This window comes from Rothia amarae (genome assembly GCF_042677725.1).
In the GTDB taxonomy this organism is placed as follows: domain Bacteria; phylum Actinomycetota; class Actinomycetes; order Actinomycetales; family Micrococcaceae; genus Rothia; species Rothia amarae.
On sequence record NZ_JBHUCN010000008.1, the window covers coordinates 135,466 to 158,302 of the forward strand.

Genomic DNA, 22,837 nt, shown 5'->3' on the forward strand with positions numbered 1-22,837 from the left:
TCCGAGAAAAACGGGGATTGTTCAACAAAAATCGCTCTGACAAGCGATAATATTGAGAGAAATTTATCTCAACCGCCTCAAGGATGAGAAAACTGAGAAAAAATTTTTCAATCTGCCTTCGAGCACCTGCCCCATCTTCTTAGATCCTCTCGTTCTCACGCACTCGGAGAAAGAACATGTCACACACCCCTCAAGCTGCATCGGGTTCTGTTGCTGCAGCATCTTTACCAGAATCTCACCCATCTTCCGCAGGCGTAGCTAACGTCGACTCATCTCAGGCTCCTAAATGGAACAAGACTGATACCCTGTGGACTCTTAGCCTCTTCGGAACCGCAATCGGTGCCGGCGTGCTCTTCCTACCTATTAATGCTGGTATTGGCGGCATTATCCCGCTCATCATCCTGGCAGTTATTGCTTTCCCGATGACCTACTGGGCTCACCGCGGCCTTACTCGTTTCGTGCTTTCGGGTTCCAGCGAAGATGCTGACCTCACCGAAACCGTTACAGAGCACTTCGGACGTGGCGCAGGCGCCGTCATGAACGTCCTCTACTTCCTCTCCGTCTACCCCATTCTTCTGGTCTACTCGGTAACCATCACCAACACCGTCAACTCCTTCCTGGAGCACCAGCTCGGTGTGACGCCGCTTCCTCGCTGGCTTATGGCACTGATTTTGGTTGGTGGCCTCATCTTCATCGTTAGCCTCGGCAAAGACATCATCGTTCGCGTTATGTCCTACCTGGTCTACCCCTTCATTGCTGTTCTCGTTCTGCTTGGCATCTACTTGATTCCCAAATGGAACGGCGCACTTTTCAAGACCTTCGATCCTTCCGTTGCTGCTGAAGCATCTGGCCATGGTCTTGCAGTAACCCTCATGTTGCTTGTTCCCGTGATGGTTTTCTCCTTCAACCACTCACCTATGATTTCTTCCTTCGCCGTTGACCGCCGTCAGGCTTACGGCAAGTTCGCAGACTTCAAAACCGGTCAGATTTTGCGCCGCGCAGAAGCTCTCATGGTTGTCGTCGTTATGTTCTTCGTTTTCTCCTGCGCATTGGCTCTAAGCCCCGAAGATATGGCACAGGCAAAGGAACAGAACGTTACTATCCTTTCCTACTTGGCTAACCACTTCGATAACCCCATCATCTCTTGGGCTGCTCCCATCATCGCTATGGTTGCTGTTGCTAAGTCCTTCCTCGGTCACTACCTCGGCGCTGCTGAAGGCTTTGAAGGCCTCGTTATTAAGGGTGCAAACGCTGGCGGAAAGCGCAACATTACCCACAGCAAGAAGCTCTCCACCGGAACCCTCATCTTCATGCTCATCACCGCATGGTTGGTTGCTTGGTCTAACCCTTCAATTCTTGGCATGATCGAGACTCTCTGTGGTCCTACTATCGCTATCCTTCTCTTCCTCATGCCGATGTGGGCTATCCACACCGTTCCTGCACTGCAGAAGTACAAGGGTAAGGCTTCTAACTACTTCATCTTCTTTATGGGTCTAGTAGCTTTGGCAACCATCATCTACTCCATCGTTCAGGCTTTCTAAAACAGTCTCTGCGGCAGATAAAAAGTTTTACTTCAAGGAACAGAAAAATGTATATCAGCATCTTTGATATGTTCAAGATCGGCATTGGCCCTTCTAGCTCGCATACCCTTGGCCCTATGAAGGCAGGCAAAGCCTTCGTTGACCAACTCATTGAAGAGGGAAAACTCGATCAAGCAACCCATGTGCAGGTAAAACTCTATGGTTCGCTGTCCCTCACCGGAAAAGGCCACTCCACCGATAAAGCCGTGCTGCTCGGTCTTGCTGGTGAAGAACCTGAAACCGTAGATATTGACGGCATCGACAAGTTCATCGCGAGCGTCGTCCATACCGAAAAAATCAAGCTCAACGGTACTCACGAAGTAGATTTCCCCGCCGACGACGGCATGTACTTCTTCGACGAATACCTGCCCATGCATGAAAACGGTATGTGCATTGTGGCTTTCAACGGCGACGAAGAGCTTCTGCATAAAACCTATTACTCCATCGGTGGCGGCTTCATCGTCGATCAGGAAAACTTTGCAAAGCGCGGAGAATCTAGTGCGAAAGTTCCTTATGAGTTCTCCTCTGCCGAAGAGCTCTTGCAGCTTTGTGCAGAAAACAATCTCACTTTCCCCGAGCTAGCTTGGGCTAATGAGCTTGCACTACACAGCGAAGAAGAAATCAAAACCCATCTAGATAAGATCTGGAAGGTTATGAAGGACGGCGTAGAGCGCGGTTCGCATCGCGAAGGCCCCCTTCCTGGTAACCTGCTTCTTCCTCGTCGCGCTGGCCTGTTGCGCCGTCGCCTGGAAGCTCAGGAGACCAACAATGGTCTTACCATGATGAGCTGGGTCAACCTCTTTGCAATGTCTGTTTCCGAGGAAAATGCTTCTACCGGTCGCGTAGTAACAGCTCCTACCAACGGTGCTTGCGGTATCGTTCCGGCAGTTATTCACTACTATGACAAGTTCGTTGAACCAGTCACTGAGAAAATTTTTGCCGATTACATCATGGCAAGTAACCTCGTAGCAGGTCTGTACAAGATGAACGCTTCTATCTCTGGCGCTGAAGTTGGTTGCCAGGGCGAAGTAGGCGTTGCATGCTCCATGGCAGCCGCTGGTCTCGCTCAGCTTGAGGGTGGCACCCCCGAACAGATTTGCGTAGCAGCTGAAATCGCAATGGAACACAAGCTCGGCCTCACCTGCGATCCCGTAGGCGGTCTCGTACAGATTCCATGTATCGAACGCAACGGTGTAGCTTCACTCGATGCTATTAACGCTGCGAGCATGGCGATGGAACGCGAAAGTGTACCCACCGTATCGCTCGATAAGGTGATTGCCACCATGTACCAAACCGGTAAAGACATGAACTCTAAGTATCGTGAGACTTCCCTCGGCGGATTGGCAACAACGGTGCTACCCGTACCCCCGGTATGTGGCTAAAAATATAAATTCATATGTTTGTAGCAGCTGAGGGTGCCAACCACACACTTTGTGGCGGGCACCCTCAGCTATATGAAAAATCAATTTATAGACAACATCAGGAAACAGCAGGCAAGGTTTCTCTTGCTATCAGGTATCTAAGGAAGAGCATGGACCCCTCACCCCGTACGCATGCAGAATTCATCAATCAATACATTCCGCTTGTCGATTTTCTCGGTCAGGCGATGGGTCCAAACGTCGAAATTGTTCTTCACGACTTAGATATCCCCGATAAATCTATTATCGCTATCAGTAACAGCCATATCAGTGGTCGCCAGATTGGCGGGCCGGTAACGGACTTCGCCCTATGGTTTATGAAACAGGGTGATGCCACCCATGTACCGATGATGACAGGTTACCGAGCAGTGAACTCCGAGGGGCGCGTCTGCCGTTCCTCTAGTTACTTTCTACGAGATGAAAACAACGTGATGCGGGGAATGCTCTGCATCAACGTCGACGTCAGCGACCTTATTCAGATAAGAAACCTGACAAGCAAGATGATTGGCAACACCGAGACTACCGCCCATGAGAAAACCCAGGCATTCGGTGGCTATCCCGGACCCGGTGCTATTCCGCCGAATCCGGGCATAGACGAGAAGAGCGAATCTTTCTTCCCCAGTGACATCCAAACATTCATTCAGCAATCCTCGATTGCTCAAACTATTGCGGAGATGTCGAGCCCAAAGGTTCAGACAAGCAATATGGTGGAGGATGCCTCCACTGACTTCTCGCCTACAGATGAGGATCAGGGAGAGGTCGTTGAATCGTTGGGATCGAACGTCCAGCACCTCTTGGAATCCATGCTAGATAAAACGATCGCCGAACAGGGTATCTCCCCCGAACGCATGCAACGTGAAGAAAGAGTAGAGGCGATACGCAGTTTAGAAGACGCCGGCTTCTTCCTCCTCAAAGGTGGAATCGCCGCAGCAGCTAAGAGACTAGAAGTTTCCGAACCAACTATCTATCGCTACCTGGTAGAAGTACGCAACTAGACTTAGCGGTGGGACTGCACTTCCTCCGCCTGAATGATGCTGCGGGTAATATCATCTGAGGTCATGGAACGGTTTTGGCCGCTGAGATTGCTGCCGTCCATCATAATAACCTTGGCGTTGTTGCTGGAGGCGAGGGCAGAGTAAACCGCCATGCCGTCGTTGAATTTGAGCCACTCTACAGCCGCTTCAGCGGATAGCCCGGCGTCCTTGAGCTTGTCGATGCGCTCCTTCATGCCCTTGGCAATCTCATCGCCCTCTTGCGCAATACCTTCACCGCGCAGTCGGCGGGCGTCACGCTCAGCTTCGGCGTCCAGAATCGCTGCCTGCTTATTACCTTCGGCAGTGAGAATTTGAGCCTGGCGCTTACGTTCTGAAGCGTTGACCTGGTTCATGGCGTCTTTGACCTCGGGCGCAGGCTCAACGTCAATAACGTTCGTATCTTTAATGACGTACCCATACTCACCGATTTTCTCGGTCAGCTCGCCCTGCAGAGCCAGACCCACCTGGTGGAGCGAACCGTACGCTTCGTCCAAATCAAGTTTGGAGAGCGAACCTACAATGTTCTGCTGGATGTAAGAACGCATCTGATTTTCAGGGTTCGACAGCTTGTAGACGGCGTTTTTGACGTCCTGTTCATTCTCATTCACAAAATACTGCACGTTCACCGGAACCTGCACGAAGACGTTGTCCTGGGTCTTGGTGGCAACCAGCAGGTCTAGCTCGCGAATACGCAAGGTCTGCTTGTAAGCAACTCGCTCCACAAACGGCAAGCGGAAGTGAAGACCGGAAGACAGCGTGCGATTGTACTTACCCAGCTTCTCGATGACATAGACGTCCGATTGCGGCACCACCAAAATGCAACTCACCAGAAAGATCAGCGCAAGCGCAACAAGAATAATAAGTAAGACAAGTGATACTAAAGCTGCCGTCATGGGGGGGGTACTTTCTGTAGGGATGTGTGGTTTCTTCCACTGTACAAAGCACGACGCGCGGGCGGTACTTGCCGGCGAAATATTACTTGGCATCGGCGTCGGAATTTAAAGTTTGTATCAAAAAAGTCGGTTTGTACCACGAAATTCTTGGTACAAACCGACTTTTTTGATACAAACTCCCCTGCGGGAAAACTACCGCTTCTGATACAGCGATTTACGCTGGAATTTCGGGTCGGAAGTCACCAGTACACCAAGGTTGCGGAAGATACCTTCATCAACTGAACCGAGGATAGTGGTGGTATGAACGTCGCAACCGCGCAGGTTCTTGAGCTGCTCCAGTGCACGTTGGGCTTCTTCATTTGTCGCTGCAGAAACTGAGAGAGCAATCAGAACCTCGTCAGTATGCAAACGGGGGTTCTGGCTTCCCAAGTGAACGGTCTTGAGCTTCTGAATAGGCTCAATAGATTCAACGGAAAGCAGGTGGCTTTCATCTGAAATACCCGCCAGGTGCTTCAAAGCGTTCAAGAGCATAGCGGAGGAGCAACCCAAAAGATCGGTGGTGCGTCCGGTAATAATCTTGCCATCGGGCAATTCGATTGCTGCAGCGGGTAGCGAAGTTTCTTCTTCACGCGCACGAGCAGGTTCAATGACCACACGGTCTTCAGCCTTCAAGCCGGCCTTCGCCAGCACTACTGCGGCGCGGTCAGACTGAGTAGAATCCAGGCCGTCACGAGCTTCATCCACCAGGGTCTTGAAGTAGCGGCGAATAATTTCCTGCTCAGATGCGTGGCGGCAGGCGGCGTCGTCGGTAATGCAGTTACCCGCCATGTTTACGCCCATGTCAGTCGGTGACTGGTAGGGGGTAGTGCCGGTAACGCGCTCTAGCAGGGTTTTGAGAAGGGGGAAGGCTTCGACGTCGCGATTGTAGTTGACGGTCGATTCACCATATGCCGAGAGGTGGAAGTGGTCAATCACGTTGGCGTCGTTGAGATCCACAGTCGCTGCCTCGTAAGCGAGGTTAACGGGGTGTTCCAGCGGCAAATTCCAGATAGGGAAAGTCTCAAACTTTGCGTAACCAGCTTTGATTCCACGCTTGTTTTCGTGGTAAACCTGGCTGAGCGCAGTAGCTAGCTTGCCTGAACCGGGACCAGGAGCAGTGACCACAACGAGGTCGCGGGTGGTCTCTGCGAATTCGTTACGCCCCAGCCCCTCTTCAGACACAATCAAGTCCATGTTCGTGGGGTAACCGGGAATTACACGGTGGCGGGAAACCTTCATACCCAAACGCTCTAGGCGCTCTTTGAAGGCGACGGCGAGACGGTCATCGTCCTCCATCTGCGTAAGCACTACGTGTTCTACCAAGAAACCGCGATCGCGGAAAACATCTACGAGGCGCAGGACGTCATCTTCATAGGAAATACCCAAGTCAGCGCGCATTTTGTGGCGCTCAAGATCTTTTGCGTTAATGCAGATAAGGATTTCAACTTCATCGCGGATTTTTTCAAGCATCGCGATTTTGTTGTCCGGAGTGAATCCGGGAAGCACACGGGAAGCGTGCATATCGTCAAAAAGTTTGCCGCCCATTTCGAGGTAGAGCTTACCGCCTAATTCTTCGCGGCGCTCTTGGATGTGCTGAGACTGAGTCTCGATATATTTCTCACGGTCAAAGCCAATGTTGTTCACCATGGAACTTAAGCATACAACGGCTTAGGAAACTTACCTAAAAGCGTCCATCAGGATTATTGCCTTCACCGGTGTATAAATCGGGATTTGCTCGATACAGGGGCAACCATTCTTCAAAGTTATCGGCATACTGGGTGTATTCCTCATGGCTCTCTGCGGTCTTCGATTTTAACCGCGAATTATAGGGAAGAATACCTTCATCGGGCTTGTGATTATAAAAAGCCCGATACTTCCGATACGCCCTGCGCGTTTCGTCTGAGACTTCTAACTGGGGGTCTTTACTGACCGCATCATAAATCTGCGCATCGGCATACCGGTAAAATTTTTGACGACGGCGAATCCTATAGGTAGCAACACCTAGCAGGTAAAGCGAAAGTGCCCCGAGAACCCACCACACACCGTGAAGTTGCCGCGCGTACGCCTGATTTTTTTCTTCCTGCTGAACTTTTTCTGCCTGCGCAGCTTTCTGATAGATACTCTTGACGGCGTCGCCTATGCCATTTTTGAAGTCGCCCTCGCTCAGCTTGGGCAGAAGTACATACTGAAGAATCTCATTTGTCGAAGCATTATCTAACGTAGCGTTACGACCACGATAAATACGCATGTCTCCATTTCGCACATTTACTGCAAGAAGCGCCCCATTTCCTTCTTCACCACCTAAGTTCCATGCTTTGGAGACCTCGCCGGCGTAGTCCGCAATATTGCTCACTTCTGAACTGGAAAAAATATAGACCATGACACGCACACCGTCGGTATTTTTATTAGCGGCGTCAATAACGGCGTTGATATCTTGTTCGTCTGCGGGGGTTAAAAAGTCGACGTCGTCGCGAATGTATCCTTCCTTGGGAGCTGAGGGAATATCGGCGGACGTTGGAGATTCGGCAGCACGAGCAAATGAAAGATGAGAGAGAAATGCGCCCATAACAAGGAACAACACCAATATCAGCTTATGTTTAGCTATAACAGTGCTCTCACTCATGGACAACTCCTCTCTATTACCGCATCAGCTTTCTAGTGTGCCATGCCGTTCGCTCTAGCTCCACACTTAATAACCAATAAATTATTGATAAAGAAAATATTTCCGCTGGGGCGCTCTATTCTTTAAAAACTTCCGCCAGCTCCACCGCCGGAAAATCCGCCTCCCCCGCCGAAGGAACTACCACTGGTCGAGGAGAGGTCCTGGTGTTCTGCAGGGGTTACTCCGCTACCGGAATACAAGCTCGGCGCTACGGCGTACAGGGGAAGCCATGCCGCATAATGAGTGGCGTAGAGCGTGTATGCCTGGTCATCTTCGTCGGCTTTTTGCTGGATTTCAGCGTTATATTTATCCGCATCTCCCTGAGGAGGTTTGCGATGATTCCTCCGGTAAGAACGGTAGGCTTTGCGCATTTCATCGGTAGCCTCCAATGTTGGATCTTGCGCTAGAGCCTCTTCAATTTCTCGATCTGCAATCTTATTCCACTTGCGACGGTCAAGAAGCCACCACAGCAAACAACCCAGCAAAGCAAGCCCCACAAACGAAAACGCAATAATTCCTACTATATTTTCGTGGCGCTGGCTGTCTGCAATAGCCGCTGGTTTATTCCCCTCAGCGGTTGAGTAGAGATCTTCAGTGGCGTTCGTGAGCCCCTGCTCAAAATTATCGTTTTTGAAAGGAGGCTGGATGTCTTCTTCCACAATAATTTCGGCGTCGCTATCACTGATAGGCGAGCCATCTGCAGTGGCGATAAACATTTTGCGAGAGTTCATATCTACCGTAATCACCACGCCGTTTTTGCTACGGGCACCTACGCTCCAGGCGTTACCCACCTCAGTCGCATAATCCTTGACGTCTCCGTGGTCCTCCGCATAGGTGTAAACCGCCACTCGCGCAGCATCCGTTTCCGAATTACGTTCCTCGATAAGCTGATTGAGGCTTTGTTCCTGGGCATCTGTCAGAATATCGGCGTTATCGAGTATATTTCCCGACGACGGCGGTGCAGGCACCTGCGATGCGGCGTCGTTCGATCACCCCGCCAGAGTGAGAACTCCCAGCGTCAATATCCCCAGAGTAAGTATGTGGTTCTGATGTACAGGCATGTGGTTTCCTCCTAGGGAAAGCCTACCAATTAGTGAGAGGCTTCACACCATATCGAAAGCACACAATTTTTCCACCACACACGGATCTTAGCTGTGCTTTTGAACGAACCGCGTGTTCTCAAACCGGGAGCGCCTGCCCTCCCCTTACTTAATCCATACGTCCTGACGGGCGCGCACTCCCAACGTCAGCGCGCGAGCACCCATATAACCACCTGCGTACGCAGTCCAGATTCCAAGAAATGCCCACACCGAATCGGTCATACTGAAATACACGATGACTAGCAGAGGAGCGTAGAAAGCCAGTGTGAAAACCGAAGCTAGAGCCAAGTATCGAACATCTTGAGCGCCAATGAGAACGCCGTCGAGAATAAAAACGTAAGCTGCGATGGGCTGCCCTACCGCAACCACCAGCATCGCAAGAGCGAAGAGATGCTGAACCTGTGGGTCTGCGGTAAAAATCCAGCCACCCCAGAACCCAACGATGGGGCAGAGCAGACCCGTCACCGCTCCAAACCACAGACTCCACTTCACCAAGCGATTTTTAAGGTACCGGACAGCGCCTCGCCCCGCCGTTGTGGAAAGATCCCGTGCACCCATTTCCTTACCCAGTAATGCCTGGGCAGCGATAGCCAACGAATCGAGGGCAAAGGCGAGAAAGTTAAAGAATGTCATTGTCAGCTGATAAGCAGCAAGATTTGTGGCGCCTTGATGGGTGACCACAAAAACCGTAGAAAGTAGCGCAATTCTCATGGTGAGCGTACGCAACATGAGCCAGCCGCCCACTCGAAAAACACTGAGAGATCCACGGAGATCGGGCAGAAGGGAAACGCTATGCGCGCGCATACCGCGGACCACCATTGCACCCATAGTCAGCCCCATACACCACTGAATGAAGGCAGTCGCCACCGCTGAACCTGCCACACCCATGCCCAGCGGATAAACCAGAAGCCAGCTCAGCCCCAAGTTAAGGGCCGCGCCGACTCCCGCAACGTACAGCGGAGTTTTAGTATCTTGCAGACCGCGCAAAACCCCAACTGCGGCAAGCACCAGCAACATGCCGGGCAGACCGAGCAACGACGGGCGCAAATAAGCCACCCCATACTCCGCGGTGGTTCCGAAGGCTCCCATTGCCCGCAACACAGGTTCTGCAATAAACCACCCCACGATAGCGAGAACTACCCCCAGCCCTAGCGCTACCCACAGGCCATTGCGTCCGGCAGTAAAAGCTCGTTGCAAATTTCCTGCACCAAAAGCTCGCGCCACCGCAGGGGTGGTGGAGTAGGACAGGAAAACCATAATCCCCACGACCGTCTGAATAACGGTTGCGCCCAAAGTCAGACCCGCCAACGGCTCGGTGCCCAGATGCCCCACAATAGCGGTATCACCCAGCACAAAAAGCGGCTCGGCGACGAGCGCCCCAAAAGCTGGCACCGCCAGCGCGAGTATCTGCCGATTAAGGCTAGAAGAACTTGATGCGGACGGCGCAGGGGTAGGTGAGGAAGCCATGAAACTACTGTATCGAACCGAGCGACAGAGCTTGAAAAGGCAAACGCCACCGCCAATGCGCTACTGTATTCCTTGAGTTACCGCCCCGGATCAGTAATCTATTTGCCGCCCAGAGAAAAATTGAGAACGTGTCCTTCGTTTCAACTTTTATCTTTTGGTCTATTTCTTTGCTACTTGCCTACACCCCAGGCGCAGATTGGGCATACGTTCTGAGCTCAGCTATCAAACAGAAATCTCCGCGCCCCTCAGTGGCAGGGCTCGTTCTGGGATATCTAGGTCTGGTAGTAATCGTGGCGGTGGGGGCAGCGACGCTAATCGAGAGCATACCCGGTGCCCTAGAAACACTGACCATTGTGGGCGCACTCTATTTGATATGGGTAGGTACCTCTATTTTTCGTAACCCGCCGCGAGCGCACACTGCCAACGGCGCCGTCCCTACCTCTGCGCGGAAGGTTTTGACGTCCCGTCCCGGTATTTCAAAGACGATGGGACTGTTCTCCGGGGTAGTGATGGTGATTATTGGACTGCTCCTTTTGGGCGAGCAGACGTGGAGATAGACCGTATCTCCACAGATTTATATTGTGACCGGCCCTCGGTTGAACGAGTAAACCGTTCCATTCACCCTCACGCTACGTGTCGAATAGGCAGTAATTGAAGAGGTGCAGGTTGCATAAGAAATTTTTGCCGTGAATTTCGGGGGGACTTCAGCGATATATGTCTTATCAGTAGAGTTATAGGTCCAACCTCCACTGTATTTCATGGTGTACGCAGTGTAGCCGCTTCGCTGAGACGCAGTTGTATCAACTTTGGGAGTTGACCACAAAGGAACATAGGTAGGATCAGCAGCTAAACGAGTATTGACCCAGGCTAAAGATCCTAACGATGTGGGTAAGTAGAAAGTGATGGTGGCATTGGTGATTTTATCGGTGGTTTTAACACCGCCCACCCACAGCCCGCCGGTGGGATAGACCTCTTTTGTACCATCGAGTGAAACAACTGAGGTTCCTGCACCTGCCGTCGTGCAAGATTTACCCAGCAACAACTTTCCTTGGAGGGTTTTTGTAGTATTTTGAGATCCGGCATAGGCGGGTATAGCAGTAGTCGCTAAGATTACTGGGGCGGCCCATCCTATACCTTTCACGAGTTCCCTGCGCTTAGGGTTTATTGGGGGCATTATCGTTCCTATTAGTTCTGATAATTTAGGTGACCAGGGGAAATTTTGGTAGTAATTTATCTCCTATTTTATAGAATTCAACTACAAAAGTTACTCACAAAAGGTCTAAAGTCATAGAAAATTGATACCCGTGCTGAACCCCGTTTCCGAACCTAAGGCTAGGCAGGAGAGGAACAAGCAAAGTATGCGTACCTTTGCAAGTCCCCTCGCTGCCTAACAAACTCCGGCAGTATCTGCACAATAGCGGGAACGCTGAAATCAAAAATACTCGCGAAATTCTTGAAGAGGGTCTCGTCCCAGTTATAGTCAGGCTCTTACAAAAGACCTTTATGTTTTAAAGCTCTACAGTGTCACTAGTGCCGTTATGATCAGCACCGGTCAAACGGTTCTTCACAATCTCAGCCAGCGCCATAACCTTGCCGCCCGGGGTGCCCCAGAACTGCGCGGATTCGCTATTGAAACGAATCAAACCCAGATTAGGATCATTTACACCTTCAAAGTAAGCTTCCATACCCTTATTCCAGAGCTTTTCAGCCTGTGCGCGATCCTCTACAAATTCGATGGTGCCTGAAACTGATAGCCAGGAACCGGTTTCTGCGAACGCAAGATTAACCTCGCGATTCGCCTTGATTTGCCGCGCCTGATCAGAGTTCAATCCAATAAAGAACCATGCATCGGCGTCGTCGGTAATTTCCTGCGGGGTCATCGGATGGGTCTGGATTTTGCCTGATTCAGAGAGCGAGGCCATCATCACCAGTCGTTCCTCACGCATGATTTTTACAACTTGCTCTTTGGTGAAATCAGCCATTATTTCCTCCAAAAATAACATAAACAAATAACATAAACAGTACGCTTACTACTCTACGCCGGTTGAGGGATTCCTGCTAGCCACATCGCTTTTCTCCTGAAGATGCTCAGCAAATCTGTAAAAGTGCACTCAAATACATGCACTTTCACAGATTTAGTGACCCGCGCACCCGCAACTACTCCAGGTGTGCGGTATTTTTCTCCAGTTGCCGCTTGTACTGCCACTGGATGAGGTACGCCGTCAGACCCGTGACCGCGAAGAAAAATATCCCTCGCGGCTGCCAGCCCAGCACGGTGCTCAGGAATAAAAACGCGCAGTTGAGCAGTGACCACCAAATTGCCAGCACGTATTCTGAGCGCCGCACAATCTCATAGCGACGCCACCAGCCGCGTTCAGTCGTAGGTAACTCCCTGAGCCGAACTTTCCGAGGATTCATACCGCGCCGTATCGCCATAAACGGATAAAGGCATAGAAACAGCAACGCCATAAGGCTAAAATCCTCCTGGTCCCTACCTACCGTGACGAAAAAATAGATAGATGACCCTACATTCGCCACTAGCATGCCAACCGCCAGCTTGTGAAGCTGACGAACGTAGGACGACGCCGGCGGTGGCTCCGGATAGAAACTCGTATTGTTGGGGTCGTTGGCTTCCCAAGGATTTGGTCCGTGATTCTGGTTTTCCGCCACATACTCTCCTAACTTTGAAAAGCAATTTCCTGGCAGGCGACCTTATATCCAAACTGCTCGTTGATGGCGTTCATTTGAGTGTTCAGCGATGAATTGCCCGTCACCACCACCTTGATGTGAGGTGCTACTGCTTCTAGTTTGCGATGATTAGCCACCTTCATAGCCAGCCCTAGAGCATGCCCGCGATGGTCAGGCATCACCAAAGTGTTTGCTTGGAAACCGATAGAAGTTCCCTCATTGGTGTTATAAATAATTTCACTCTGGCCAGCAATTTCATTCTCTGGCGAGAATGCCACCGTAATGACGTCCCGGAAGCCCATTGCTTTTTGCTTCTCGCGAATTTCACGCACACGATCGGCAGAAAACTCAGGCGCTTCATTTCTATGGTCACCAGTGGGTTCGTCGAGCTCTAGCTGACGCAATAAAATCCCGTAGTTCTCTAGCTGATTTTCGGGAATGCCGTCGGTCCATGTTTCCAGGCGATAGTCGCCAATTTTTTCGGCAACCTGCGCTTCGAATTGCGCAAGTTTCCCTTCGGGGAGGGGAAGGTCTAAGGTCTTCTGTGCCGCCACGTTTTTCTTTTCCATCCCTAGACGGCGGGCAATAAGGTTCACAGGAAGCGTTGAATCATCGGCGTTGGCATCAGCAGGAATCTCACCCCACGAATCCAAGGTGGTTCGACCGGCAGACTGGGCAGTTTCTTTCAACCGCTCCGCCAAAGCCGAACCTATCCCCCGTCCACGGTATTCCGGGTGAACTGCTAGACCAATAAACGCCGTCTTTTTGTTCTCATACAAGGGCATTCCGCAGATAGCGATACCTACAACGCGCTCGGTATCTCCTTCAGAAACAGCCGCTACAAAACGTTCGGTTTCCTGGTAAGCGCTGGGGGCGAGCGCCGCGCGTCGTTCATCAACGGTAGACTTCTGGGACGCCCCATAAATGTCCTGCGCACATGCCTCGTCTAATTCGTTGAGCTGGCGCATTTCTTCATCGGAATCTACGTTGATTCCTCGGATAATAAAGTCTGTCATGAAAACAGAATACAGTTGCGGAGCTCACATTACTCATTGAAGCCGCGAAGTTTATCCAAGGCACGGCGTTCTTTCTTGGTGGGACGCCCCGCTCCTCGTTCGCGCCGCGGCACAGCGCCAGTGGTGAGGTAGGCAGGCTTGGGCTCAGAAAGATCTTCATAACAGGTGACCGCCACCGGCGCGCCCACGCGTTTGGTGAGGGTTTTGACTACCCTAAAGACCCGCTCGTACCCGGGGTAACGCACCCGGACGACGTCGCCGCTGCCGATTTTGAACGACGGCTTAATATGGGCGTCGTTGACGCGAACGTGACCTGCCTTGACCTCGTCATTAGCTAAAGAGCGAGTTTTGAAGACACGAACAGACCAGAGCCATACGTCCACGCGTACTTTAGGTTGCGGTGGCAACGCTTGATGCGTTGGGGTTGCGCTCTGATCTGTTGAGGTAGGTTGTTCGGTCATGTATTTAGGCTACCGAAAAGTCCTACTTGTTAGGCGCCTTTGCTGCTGCAAGCTCCTCGGGAGAAGACTTGGGAACAGTAATAATTACCGAAGCCAGCGCCAGAAGAAGCATGAAAATATTGACCGCAAAGGTCACCAGACCAGCTTCACGAACCGCTTTGTTATCGGGGCGACCTACAAAGAGGAAGGTTAGAAAGCGCGCCGTCGATCATGCCTACTCCTTTGTACAAGGGATGTTTGAATGTTCTTTCACCTCTATGCTATTCCTATGAGCACTTACTTATCAGAGGGCAAAAGCGGTACGCACAATAGTCCAGTATCGCGAACATCTGTAGCGTCAAATGTAACGACAGAGAAGGTTCTCTCCGCTATTCGCTTTCCTGGCGTTCCCCAGAATTCCTGCTCCACTTTTACCGAGGGAAACTTAGCGGGAACAGCAGCGCATGAACCCGGCTGGATTGCTCTGGAACAGCCCGGCGCCTGGGGAAGGGATATTTTCGACGGCGTTGCCTTTGATAGCACTGTAGCTCAGGCACTGGAGAAAAAACTTGCTGATGAGGGTGGATACCGCCTGCTTCTCATCCGTAAACCGGGCAGATTGGGGCAGGTGGTTCAGGACGGCGTGCGAAGGGTTTTTCTCGCCCGTCGGATTCACGGTCAAGATCAACTATTCACTTTCTGTGTGAAAGGACCTGCAGACTTACTCGAATTGTCGTTGAACGACCCCTCTCAGATTCCCTTTGCAGAGCGGCTCCCCGGAACGGTTCTCACCCTGGTGTGTGCCCATGCCAAAAGAGACCAGTGCTGCGCCTTGCGAGGTCGCCCCATTGCCCGCTTTCTCGATCAGATGAGACCCGGCGGCACCGTATGGGAGTGTTCGCATTTGAGCGGTCATAGGCTTGCCCCGACGGCGATGCTTTTGCCATCCGGTTACACCTACGGGCGAATCTCAGCAGAAAGCATGTTGGCTGCTACTAGTTGTCTTGAGGAAACCGGAGTGCCGCTGGTGGATAATTTGCGCGGACGTTCGAGCTTGCCAGCAGCTCATCAGGTAGCCGAGGTGGCGGTGCGAGAGTTGCTACTCACCGAGCAGATTGAGCCGGGAATTGAAGAACTAACTTTTGAAGATGCCCCTCAAAAATATTCCGATTCAGCTATATCTTCAGTGCACGTGAAATGGGGATCCGCCCGGGGAGCCGAGACTCGCGCCTGGGACGTCGTCGTCAAGCTGGGAAAAACAGCCGCGGTACCTGCCTCCTGCGGCAAAGAAGGTAAACCCGCAAAATCATACGACGTAGTAGAAATCCGCCCTCTCTAGTGAGCTGCTCGTTACCTAAACTTCTCGTGTCATTTAGCTTCATTTCCCCGCCCTGAGGCTCTAAGGTTTCCTGATTTACCTACAATGAAGACATCGCACACATCACTCGCGCCGCTGACGAAAGGAATTTTCGATGCGACGCATCATCGCTTCAGGAACCGGGCTTTTACTAGCCACCAGTGCTGTCATTATCGCCTCCCCAGCAATGGCGGCAGAGACAGATCTAGGTGATCTGACCGTTCTAGCTACCACCGATATCCACTCCCATGTGGCTGACTACGACTATTTCACCGGTCAAAACTACGGCGCTAAAGACCCCTCTAAAGCTCTGGGGATGGAGCATTTAGCAACTGCCATCAAGCAAGTGCAGAATGAGGGTGGCGACTCTGTACTAACCGTAGATAACGGCGACGCCAACCAGGGTTCGAGCCTTGCTAGCTACTACCAGCAGAACCGTGGCGCTGACACGGTAGACCCCATGGCAACAGTCTTTAACCAGCTCAACTATGAGGCCGGTGTGGTAGGAAACCACGAATTTAACTACGGTCTTGATGCGCTGAAACAGTATCAGGGCAACCTCAACATGCCGCTTCTCGGTGCGAACGTGATTGATGTCCAGTCCGGCAAACCAGCGCTAACGCCCTACACCATGATTGATAAAAAGGTCGGCGATAAAACCGTCAAGGTTGCTGTGGTCGGTGTCGTGACCCCCGGTGTCGAAACCTGGGATAAGGCAAATGTTGAAGGCAAATTAATTTTTGAGGACGCTGCCCAAACTGCTTCTCGCTATGCCAAGACGGCGAAAGCTGAAGGAGCCGACGTCGTCATTGTTCTAGCCCATACCGGTCTTGACCCCGAGGGCGTAGCCTACGACTCTACGGCAAAAGCAGAAAACGTGGCTCGTTCGGTAGCGGAACAAAGCACCGACGTGGACGTGGTGATTGGCGGGCACTCGCATGTCACCGATAAAGCCCAAGAATATTTTGTAAACAAAGAGGGCAAGAAGGTTCTCTTCTCTCAACCCGGGTACTGGGCTCGTTTCGCTTCAGAAATTACGGTTCCGTTAACCATTGACGATGCTACCGGAAAGGTCGAGGTTGAGTGGTCAGAGGAAGAGCAACCCAGGGTAAAGACCCTCAACGCCGCAGATTATTCTAGTGACCCCGCCATTCTGGCAGCTATTGAGCCCTACCATTCGGACACCAAAAAGTGGGTTCAGACCGTAGTTGCCCAGGCAACCGAGCCGATGTCCGGCGCAGAATCTGCGTGGAAAGATACCGCGATTCTTGACTTCATCAACCACGTGCAGACCGAAGAAGTTACCCGCGCCGTCGCCGGTACGAAGAACGAAAACCTGCCTGTAATTTCTGAAGTTTCGCCGTTCTCTCGCACTGCGCTGTTTGAAAAGGGCGATGTCACCATTGCAGATATGGCTGGGCTTTATGTCTTTGACAACACCCTCATGGGCGTCAAACTCACCGGCGCCCAGCTGCGGGATTACCTCGAATGGTCCGCCCGCTACTACAAGCAGCAGGAGCCCGGTGCAGAGATTAGCAACTGGGCGGATGTCACCAACGCCATGTATCCCGGTGACACCCGCGGAATCCCTGACTACTCCTACGATGTGCTCTCCGGCGTGAACTACCACCTCAATATCTCCAAGCCTGTGGGGCAGCGCGTAGAGAACCTCACCTTGGCAGATGGTTCGGCTCTAGCGGACGATCAGGAAGTCATTCTTGCTCTCAACAACTACCGCTGGTCTGGTGGGTCAGGCTACCCCCATGTAACCGATGCAGAAATTGTCTACAACGAGCAAAAAGCTGTTCGCGACCTGATGATTCAGTGGGCAACGGAAAACAAGATTATTGATCCCGCAGATTTCTTCACCGAAAACTGGAGTGTTTCAGCGGCTTCCGCAGTGGTTCCTTCTGAGACCCCCAGCTCTGCACCCAGCGAAGAACCTTCGGCTGCGCCTTCCGAGCAACCTCAACCTTCGGCAGAGCCCACCGCACCTGCGAGTGCCGTTGCGTCTCCAGCAGGCTCGCCTTTGGCTGAGCCCGCTGCACCAGCGAGCCAGGCAAGCACTCAGCCTGTAGACATAACTACTGGCTCTAATTCTGATGTTAAGAACTCGCGCGACGGCGCAGAAGCAAGTCAAGGTGCCGAAGCGAGCGAAAATACAACGGCGTCTTCTGCTGATTACCTGGCGCACACCGGCCGCAATCTGGTTCTGCTAGTGGGTGCAGGAATTCTGTTGCTTCTGATAGGCGGCACTGTCCTCAAAGCGGGCCGGGGAAAGGGCAACAGCTAGAAGAGACGACTGTCCAAGAGAAACCAAACGAGCGTAGCAACGGTGAACTAACCTTCTCGCCTGCTTCGCTAGCGCTCAGTAAGGCAATTCATGCCAGCCCCAGCCAGTTCACCTTACTGCTACGCTCGTTTGGCTTTTGCTTGTTGAACATATCCCTAGGGTTACCGTTCAGTAAGTAAACGCTAGTGAAATAGGGGACAGTAGCCCCACTTCTTCTAAAACCCGCTATCAATTAGCGATTGGGCTCACGCTAGCCGTAGAATATTTTTCGGTGATACAGGCAACATGGAACCGCCTTGAAGCTTGTCTCACTCCACTCGCGCCGCTTACGAAAGGAAATTTCGATGCGTCGCTTATTCGCAACTCTTGCCGGTATCGCACTGGCTACAGGAATGTCGGCTCTCCCCGCGCAGGCACAAGAACTTCCCACAACTTCATATTCCATCAGTGCTGAAACCTCTGTAGAGACTACTTCTCACGAATCCGCAGTAGTGCGCCAAGCGCCGCTTGCCGTCATCAACGCCGATGACGCCGCGCGTCCTACTACCGAGAATCAGCCCAGCATGTTCCTTTCTTCGAAGAACCTACTGATTCTAGGTGCTGGGCTCGTCATTGTAGCTCTGGTTAGCGGATTTAGTGTTCGCTCTGCCATGAAAGCAGCCGAAGAAAACACCATTCTTTAGATTTTTGAAGAGCACCCCGTAACCTCATCTGATAGAGGTGCGGGGGCGCTTTTGGTGCGTCTTGGGGGAAGCTAGACCCGTCTCTTTGCCCCTGCGGCTGAAGCGAGTGGCAGATTGATATAGCGCAATCATGCGATGTCATATAAAGAACACGACACCCTAAAATAGACAAGTTTCGGTAATCTAGGTTTTGTGACTCAGCAAAACAATATTCCAGAAGATCCGCGTGATTCTTCAGAGGATTACACACGTCCTCTAAACTCGCAGGATGATACTCTTCGCGCCCCCGACGCTTTCTCTGAATCAACGGAGAGCTCAGCTTCTCCCCGTACTTCTGAGACGCCGTCGCACGGCAGTGTAAGTTCTTCTTCCGCTGCCCCTTCAACCTATGCCCCTCAAGGTTCTCAGGGTCAAAACAACTACGACCAGCAGAACCCTTACAACCCTCACGCGCAGTCTGCACCCAGCGGTCAGTCCATGCAGAATGCTCAGAATGGTAACTACGGCCAGCAGTCCCCTTATGCAGGAGCGGCAGCGGGTTCTTCCGCGAACGGCTACCCAGCCTATTCCGCTGCTGGGGGTGCCAACAACGGTAACTACGGCAACGGCGGTTACGGTAACAGCGGTAACGGTTTCAACCAGAATCCTTATAACAACGGCGCACCTTACGGCCCCAACGGTGGCAAGCGAGCTAACAATATGCTCGGTTTAATTGCATTAGGCTCCTCAGTTCTTGGTCTGATTCTCGGTTGCATCCCGGTCGTTGCCATTTTAGGTTGGATTCTCCTCTTCGCGGGTTTCGTGATGGGCATCATCGCCCTTGTCCAGAAGAATAAGTCGAAGTGGGCCGGTATCACCGCAATCGTTATTTCGGTACTCGGCACCATTCTCTCGATGATTATTGTGTTCGTTGTGGCTTTTACGGCGTTGGCAGAGTCGACTGACGGGGAATACAGCTCCTCATCAGCGTCTCCTTCTTCCGCTTCGGCAACAGATTCCTCAGGTGAACAAGGATCCGATACAGGAAAAATTGGCGATACCTACACGTGGAACGACGGCGTGTCAGTAACTATTTCACAGCCTGAAGCTTTTAAGCCCACTGAATATGCGGCTGGAAACGACGATAAAACTCTCAAAGATTTTCAAAAGTACACCGTAACCATCAAGAATGACTCTGATGAAGCAGTTGATCCGTCGCTCTTCATGATGACAGGTAATTCAGGTGGGAAAGAAGCGGAACGAATTTTTGATTCTAACCTTTCCAATATTCCCACCACCAAGATTCAACCCGGAAAGTCTCTTTCTTTTGAGGTTGGCTACGCGATGGTGGATCACAAGGACGCATCCTTCGATGTTTCACTCGATTTCGACCGTGAAGAAGTTACTTTCATCCAGGAGTAAACCGTCCACGTTGGTGCACAAAGTTCTCTAATGACTGGTGCCAGATAACGCAAGTGGAAATACAAAAGCTGTGGATAACCTCCTTCTCGATGATGAGAAAAGGGGTTATCCACAGCTTTTTACTGTCATAAAAAAATTTTAGAAGACAGCGGTTGAGCGAGTCTTTAGCCTTGCCGTATGACAGAAGAAAATTACACACCGCAACAGCTTACTCAGCAGGTAAACCTTCACCATCTGCAGGCCTCTGCACCAGAAACTTTTCAGCCCTACCCCTACGGCACTGATGCGTCTGCACAGTGGGCGCCCGCGCGTCCTGCATCTCGCAGAAATGTACCGGGGATTGTAGCTCTCGTACTCGTGGGAGTTGCCATATCTTTTGCTTTATTCCCCGTAATTCGTCTCTTGAACACGGTGCTCATGTTGGCGACGTTCGTGCTGGGGATCATCGCGCTTTTTCGCGCCGGTGAAACAAAGTGGGAGGCAATCGTGGCGATTGTTATCTCGGTTATTTGGCTTACTTTTCATGCGGTGATGTTTATTCTCGTGCGGATCATGTTTCAGATGTAGACGAGCTGATATAGCGCCGCCGTCCTGAGCTGTGGTTCAGGACGGCGGTGTTTTAGGCAGCCAACGAAGCGAGTTTAGGACGACGCCCGGCGTCGTGCCTGTACTTTCTCCACGTTCTTTTTCGCTAGGGGCCAGAGAATAACCAACACAACGGTTGCGATCAGCGAGGTATAGACCTGTGTACGACCGTCTGCCGAGAACATCATGACCACAAAAACAAAGGCGATGCCGAGCATCAGAAGAATGTTCAGCCAGGGAGTTGCCCACATTTTTAGTTTGAGCCCAGCTAAGAACCGTGCGTCATGGGCAAATGGTGTGCTTTCGAAAACGCCTTATGAATAGGTCACTAGGCAAAACGCAATTTGACCCGGGCCTGTGAAATACGGTTGAGTTGCTTGTATCAACATCAAAGGAGCCAATATGCATCCCTATAAATACCAGTGCTCAACCGACGGCGTCTTCGAGCAGGAACACCCCGAAGGCAAGGCACCCGCCCAGTCGGCGTGCCCCGTCTGCCACGCGGACTCACCGCTCGTCCCCACCGACCTCGAAACTAAACAAAGCTAAGAAAAGCTAAAGAATGCCGCAGGAACGCTTGCTTCTGCGGCATTTTTTAAAGCCCTGTGTCACTCAATCCGTGAAAGTGCGTTCATTTGAATGCACTTTCACGGATTGAGTGACACAGAAGTTTTTAACGCCGAAAGATACCTCAGCGCCTACAGAAAGATTGTTTGCAGGAAAGTTACTGACCTACCGAGCGGATTCCAGCAACGAAGATATCCAGCGCCTCGCCCAAGAGCTCCTTTGAAATAGTCAGAGGGGGCAGCAGGCGAACGACGTTGCCGTAGGTGCCGGTAGTCAGAATCAGCACGCCGCGCTCCAGGCAGTAGGCTGCGATATCTTTTGCCGCAGTGGGGTGCGGATTCTTTGAGGTGGAATCGCTGACGAACTCAAGAGCCATCATGGCACCGCGACCACGTAGCTCACCCACGTAATCGAGCTCATCGACGAGCGGTTCCAGCTTCTCGCGCACGATTTCTTCAATACGGGTGGCACGGTCGTTGAGCTTCCACTCTTCCATGGTTTCAATAGCTGCCAAGGACGCCGCGCAAGCCACGGGGTTACCGCCATAGGTGCCACCCAAACCGCCAGCCTGCACCTTGTCGAAGAGTTCCGCGCGTCCGGTAACTGCCGAAAGTGGCATACCGCCAGCGATACCCTTGGCGGTAGTAATGAGGTCGGGCTCAATACCCTCGTGCTCCGATGCAAACCACTTGCCGGTGCGGCAGAAACCTGCCTGAACTTCGTCGGCAATAAATACGACACCGTGTTCGCGGCACCAGTTGACCAGCTCGGGCAAGAAGCCATCCGCAGGAACGATGAAGCCGCCCTCGCCCTGGATAGGTTCAATCAGGACAGCGGCGATGTAGTCAGCGCCAATCTGCTTTTCGATCTGCGAAATTACTTCTGCTGCCGCCTCTTTACCGCCGCGATTGCCGTCGCGGAAAGGGTAGCTCATAGGCACACGGTAGACCTCGGAGGCAAAAGGCCCAAAGCCCTGTTTGTAGGGCGCAGCTTTTGCGGTGAGCGCCATGGTGAGGTTGGTGCGGCCGTGGTAAGCGTGATCGAAGACGACGATTGCGTTACGCCCGGTTGCCGAACGCGCAATCTTGACAGCGTTTTCAACTGCCTCCGCACCGGAATTGAAGAGCACCGAACGCTTTTCGAAGTCGCCAGGAGTTAGCTCGTTGAGCTTTTCAGCCACTGCCACATAACCCTCGTAGGGGGTCACCATGAAGCAGGTGTGGGTAAAATGCGAGGCGGCTTCTTGTACCGCTTCAACAACTTTAGGGGCAGACGCGCCCACGGTGGTGACCGCAATGCCCGAACCCAGGTCAACTACCGAGTTGCCGTCGGCGTCTACGATGACTCCACCGTCGGCATCTACTGCATAAAAGGGGGCAGTAGATGCCACACCAGCGGGCACTGCTGCCACACGACGCTCGGCGAGCTTGGCAGATTCCGGCCCCTGAGGGTAGTTGCTGGTGAGTTTGATTTCCTGGGGCAGGCGGTAAGTAATTTCAGGCATTGGGACTCCTTAACAATCAGCTCAATGGTTTAAAGCAAGAAAACAACGAAGGGCGGTTTATGTTTCACGTGAAACATAGGGCTCGCAGAGAGTCGCTCTTCATGCCACCC

The 22,837-nt window shown here is 52.0% G+C and carries 22 protein-coding genes; 10 read left to right on the plus strand and 12 right to left on the minus strand.

Annotated elements, in window-relative coordinates:
• Window positions 1–176: 176 nt before the first annotated feature.
• From ACFR81_RS04175 to ACFR81_RS04185, 3 genes are all read left to right on the plus strand, one after another.
• Window positions 177–1,541: an SLC5/6 family protein gene (locus ACFR81_RS04175; RefSeq protein WP_343874577.1), complete on the plus strand. Its 1,365-nt coding sequence runs from the start codon at window positions 177–179 to the stop codon at window positions 1,539–1,541.
• 47 nt (window positions 1,542–1,588) lie between these two features.
• Window positions 1,589–2,962 carry an L-serine ammonia-lyase gene (locus ACFR81_RS04180; protein ID WP_343874580.1) on the plus strand — a complete coding sequence of 458 codons (1,374 nt, stop codon included), beginning with the start codon at window positions 1,589–1,591 and terminating at the stop codon, window positions 2,960–2,962.
• Window positions 2,963–3,111: 149 nt separating this feature from the next.
• On the plus strand, window positions 3,112–3,993 hold the full coding sequence (locus ACFR81_RS04185; protein ID WP_343874582.1) for a helix-turn-helix transcriptional regulator: 882 nt from the start codon (window positions 3,112–3,114) through the stop codon (window positions 3,991–3,993).
• Between the two features lie 2 nt (window positions 3,994–3,995).
• Here ACFR81_RS04185 and ACFR81_RS04190 read toward each other — a convergent pair whose 3' ends face one another.
• The 5 genes from ACFR81_RS04190 to ACFR81_RS04210 all read right to left on the minus strand — a co-directional run bounded on the left by ACFR81_RS04190 (window position 3,996) and on the right by ACFR81_RS04210 (window position 10,193).
• Window positions 3,996–4,925: an SPFH domain-containing protein gene (locus ACFR81_RS04190; protein ID WP_068169029.1), complete on the minus strand. Its 930-nt coding sequence runs from the start codon at window positions 4,923–4,925 to the stop codon at window positions 3,996–3,998.
• A 192-nt stretch (window positions 4,926–5,117) separates the two neighbouring features.
• A complete protein-coding gene (locus ACFR81_RS04195; protein WP_343874586.1) occupies window positions 5,118–6,611 on the minus strand; it encodes a DUF1846 domain-containing protein in 1,494 nt (497 codons plus the stop codon).
• A gap of 34 nt (window positions 6,612–6,645) precedes the next feature.
• Window positions 6,646–7,587, minus strand: coding sequence for a TPM domain-containing protein (locus ACFR81_RS04200; protein ID WP_343874588.1), 942 nt, complete (start codon window positions 7,585–7,587; stop codon window positions 6,646–6,648).
• A gap of 122 nt (window positions 7,588–7,709) precedes the next feature.
• Window positions 7,710–8,594, minus strand: a complete 885-nt coding sequence (locus tag ACFR81_RS04205; RefSeq protein WP_343874590.1) for a TPM domain-containing protein — start codon at window positions 8,592–8,594, stop codon at window positions 7,710–7,712.
• A 237-nt stretch (window positions 8,595–8,831) separates the two neighbouring features.
• Window positions 8,832–10,193, minus strand: coding sequence for an MATE family efflux transporter (locus tag ACFR81_RS04210; protein ID WP_190617615.1), 1,362 nt, complete (start codon window positions 10,191–10,193; stop codon window positions 8,832–8,834).
• Between the two features lie 128 nt (window positions 10,194–10,321).
• Here ACFR81_RS04210 and ACFR81_RS04215 point away from each other — a divergent pair, with 128 nt between their 5' ends.
• The gene (locus tag ACFR81_RS04215; RefSeq protein WP_343874593.1) at window positions 10,322–10,750 is read left to right on the plus strand and encodes a LysE family translocator; all 429 of its coding nucleotides are present in this window, start codon (window positions 10,322–10,324) and stop codon (window positions 10,748–10,750) included.
• Window positions 10,751–10,767: 17 nt separating this feature from the next.
• On the opposite strand, the gene ACFR81_RS04220 is transcribed toward ACFR81_RS04215, so the two are convergent.
• The 5 genes from ACFR81_RS04220 to ACFR81_RS04240 form a co-directional block, all read right to left on the minus strand.
• Entirely contained in the window at window positions 10,768–11,367 is a 600-nt protein-coding gene (locus tag ACFR81_RS04220; RefSeq protein ID WP_190617612.1) for a hypothetical protein, read from the minus strand.
• A gap of 334 nt (window positions 11,368–11,701) precedes the next feature.
• A complete protein-coding gene (locus ACFR81_RS04225) occupies window positions 11,702–12,175 on the minus strand; it encodes a pyridoxamine 5'-phosphate oxidase family protein (RefSeq protein WP_343874596.1) in 474 nt (157 codons plus the stop codon).
• Between the two features lie 175 nt (window positions 12,176–12,350).
• Entirely contained in the window at window positions 12,351–12,863 is a 513-nt protein-coding gene (locus ACFR81_RS04230) for a hypothetical protein (RefSeq protein ID WP_145177342.1), read from the minus strand.
• A gap of 8 nt (window positions 12,864–12,871) precedes the next feature.
• Complete coding sequence (locus ACFR81_RS04235; protein WP_343874599.1) at window positions 12,872–13,897, minus strand: GNAT family N-acetyltransferase; 1,026 nt, start codon at window positions 13,895–13,897, stop codon at window positions 12,872–12,874.
• A gap of 29 nt (window positions 13,898–13,926) precedes the next feature.
• Complete coding sequence (locus ACFR81_RS04240) at window positions 13,927–14,358, minus strand: RNA-binding S4 domain-containing protein (protein WP_083147143.1); 432 nt, start codon at window positions 14,356–14,358, stop codon at window positions 13,927–13,929.
• Between the two features lie 268 nt (window positions 14,359–14,626).
• On the opposite strand from ACFR81_RS04240, the gene ACFR81_RS04245 reads away from it, so the two are divergent.
• The 5 genes from ACFR81_RS04245 (at window position 14,627) to ACFR81_RS04265 (ending at window position 20,638) form a co-directional block, all read left to right on the plus strand.
• On the plus strand, window positions 14,627–15,676 hold the full coding sequence (locus ACFR81_RS04245; RefSeq protein ID WP_343874602.1) for a sucrase ferredoxin: 1,050 nt from the start codon (window positions 14,627–14,629) through the stop codon (window positions 15,674–15,676).
• Between the two features lie 133 nt (window positions 15,677–15,809).
• Window positions 15,810–17,987, plus strand: a complete 2,178-nt coding sequence (locus tag ACFR81_RS04250; RefSeq protein ID WP_343874604.1) for a bifunctional metallophosphatase/5'-nucleotidase — start codon at window positions 15,810–15,812, stop codon at window positions 17,985–17,987.
• A 344-nt stretch (window positions 17,988–18,331) separates the two neighbouring features.
• Window positions 18,332–18,670: a hypothetical protein gene (locus ACFR81_RS04255; protein WP_343874607.1), complete on the plus strand. Its 339-nt coding sequence runs from the start codon at window positions 18,332–18,334 to the stop codon at window positions 18,668–18,670.
• Between the two features lie 192 nt (window positions 18,671–18,862).
• Window positions 18,863–20,071 (plus strand): DUF308 domain-containing protein, encoded by a 1,209-nt coding sequence (locus ACFR81_RS04260; RefSeq protein WP_343874610.1) that lies wholly within the window; start codon window positions 18,863–18,865, stop codon window positions 20,069–20,071.
• Between the two features lie 177 nt (window positions 20,072–20,248).
• The gene (locus ACFR81_RS04265; RefSeq protein WP_343874613.1) at window positions 20,249–20,638 is read left to right on the plus strand and encodes a hypothetical protein; all 390 of its coding nucleotides are present in this window, start codon (window positions 20,249–20,251) and stop codon (window positions 20,636–20,638) included.
• 74 nt (window positions 20,639–20,712) lie between these two features.
• On the opposite strand, the gene ACFR81_RS04270 is transcribed toward ACFR81_RS04265, so the two are convergent.
• On the minus strand, window positions 20,713–20,907 hold the full coding sequence (locus ACFR81_RS04270; RefSeq protein WP_343874616.1) for a hypothetical protein: 195 nt from the start codon (window positions 20,905–20,907) through the stop codon (window positions 20,713–20,715).
• 151 nt (window positions 20,908–21,058) lie between these two features.
• Between ACFR81_RS04270 and ACFR81_RS04275 the strand changes: the two genes are divergently transcribed.
• Window positions 21,059–21,205 carry a hypothetical protein gene (locus ACFR81_RS04275; protein WP_190617591.1) on the plus strand — a complete coding sequence of 49 codons (147 nt, stop codon included), beginning with the start codon at window positions 21,059–21,061 and terminating at the stop codon, window positions 21,203–21,205.
• 175 nt (window positions 21,206–21,380) lie between these two features.
• Here the strand turns inward: ACFR81_RS04275 and gabT are convergent, their stop codons facing one another.
• The gene (gene gabT, locus ACFR81_RS04280) at window positions 21,381–22,727 is read right to left on the minus strand and encodes a 4-aminobutyrate--2-oxoglutarate transaminase (protein WP_343874620.1); all 1,347 of its coding nucleotides are present in this window, start codon (window positions 22,725–22,727) and stop codon (window positions 21,381–21,383) included.
• Window positions 22,728–22,837: the final 110 nt, after the last annotated feature.

Coding starts and splice junctions, on each gene's coding strand:
- ACFR81_RS04175 (WP_343874577.1), top strand. CDS start 177: ATGTCACACACCCCTCAAGCTGCATCGGGTTCTGTTGCTGCAGCATCT.
- ACFR81_RS04180 (WP_343874580.1), top strand. CDS start 1,589: ATGTATATCAGCATCTTTGATATGTTCAAGATCGGCATTGGCCCTTCT.
- ACFR81_RS04185 (WP_343874582.1), top strand. CDS start 3,112: ATGGACCCCTCACCCCGTACGCATGCAGAATTCATCAATCAATACATT.
- ACFR81_RS04190 (WP_068169029.1), bottom strand. CDS start 4,925: ATGACGGCAGCTTTAGTATCACTTGTCTTACTTATTATTCTTGTTGCG.
- ACFR81_RS04195 (WP_343874586.1), bottom strand. CDS start 6,611: ATGGTGAACAACATTGGCTTTGACCGTGAGAAATATATCGAGACTCAG.
- ACFR81_RS04200 (WP_343874588.1), bottom strand. CDS start 7,587: ATGAGTGAGAGCACTGTTATAGCTAAACATAAGCTGATATTGGTGTTG.
- ACFR81_RS04210 (WP_190617615.1), bottom strand. CDS start 10,193: ATGGCTTCCTCACCTACCCCTGCGCCGTCCGCATCAAGTTCTTCTAGC.
- ACFR81_RS04220 (WP_190617612.1), bottom strand. CDS start 11,367: ATGCCCCCAATAAACCCTAAGCGCAGGGAACTCGTGAAAGGTATAGGA.
- ACFR81_RS04225 (WP_343874596.1), bottom strand. CDS start 12,175: ATGGCTGATTTCACCAAAGAGCAAGTTGTAAAAATCATGCGTGAGGAA.
- ACFR81_RS04235 (WP_343874599.1), bottom strand. CDS start 13,897: ATGACAGACTTTATTATCCGAGGAATCAACGTAGATTCCGATGAAGAA.
- ACFR81_RS04240 (WP_083147143.1), bottom strand. CDS start 14,358: ATGACCGAACAACCTACCTCAACAGATCAGAGCGCAACCCCAACGCAT.
- ACFR81_RS04245 (WP_343874602.1), top strand. CDS start 14,627: ATGAGCACTTACTTATCAGAGGGCAAAAGCGGTACGCACAATAGTCCA.
- ACFR81_RS04250 (WP_343874604.1), top strand. CDS start 15,810: ATGCGACGCATCATCGCTTCAGGAACCGGGCTTTTACTAGCCACCAGT.
- ACFR81_RS04255 (WP_343874607.1), top strand. CDS start 18,332: ATGCGTCGCTTATTCGCAACTCTTGCCGGTATCGCACTGGCTACAGGA.
- ACFR81_RS04265 (WP_343874613.1), top strand. CDS start 20,249: ATGACAGAAGAAAATTACACACCGCAACAGCTTACTCAGCAGGTAAAC.
- ACFR81_RS04270 (WP_343874616.1), bottom strand. CDS start 20,907: ATGTGGGCAACTCCCTGGCTGAACATTCTTCTGATGCTCGGCATCGCC.
- ACFR81_RS04275 (WP_190617591.1), top strand. CDS start 21,059: ATGCATCCCTATAAATACCAGTGCTCAACCGACGGCGTCTTCGAGCAG.
- gabT (WP_343874620.1), bottom strand. CDS start 22,727: ATGCCTGAAATTACTTACCGCCTGCCCCAGGAAATCAAACTCACCAGC.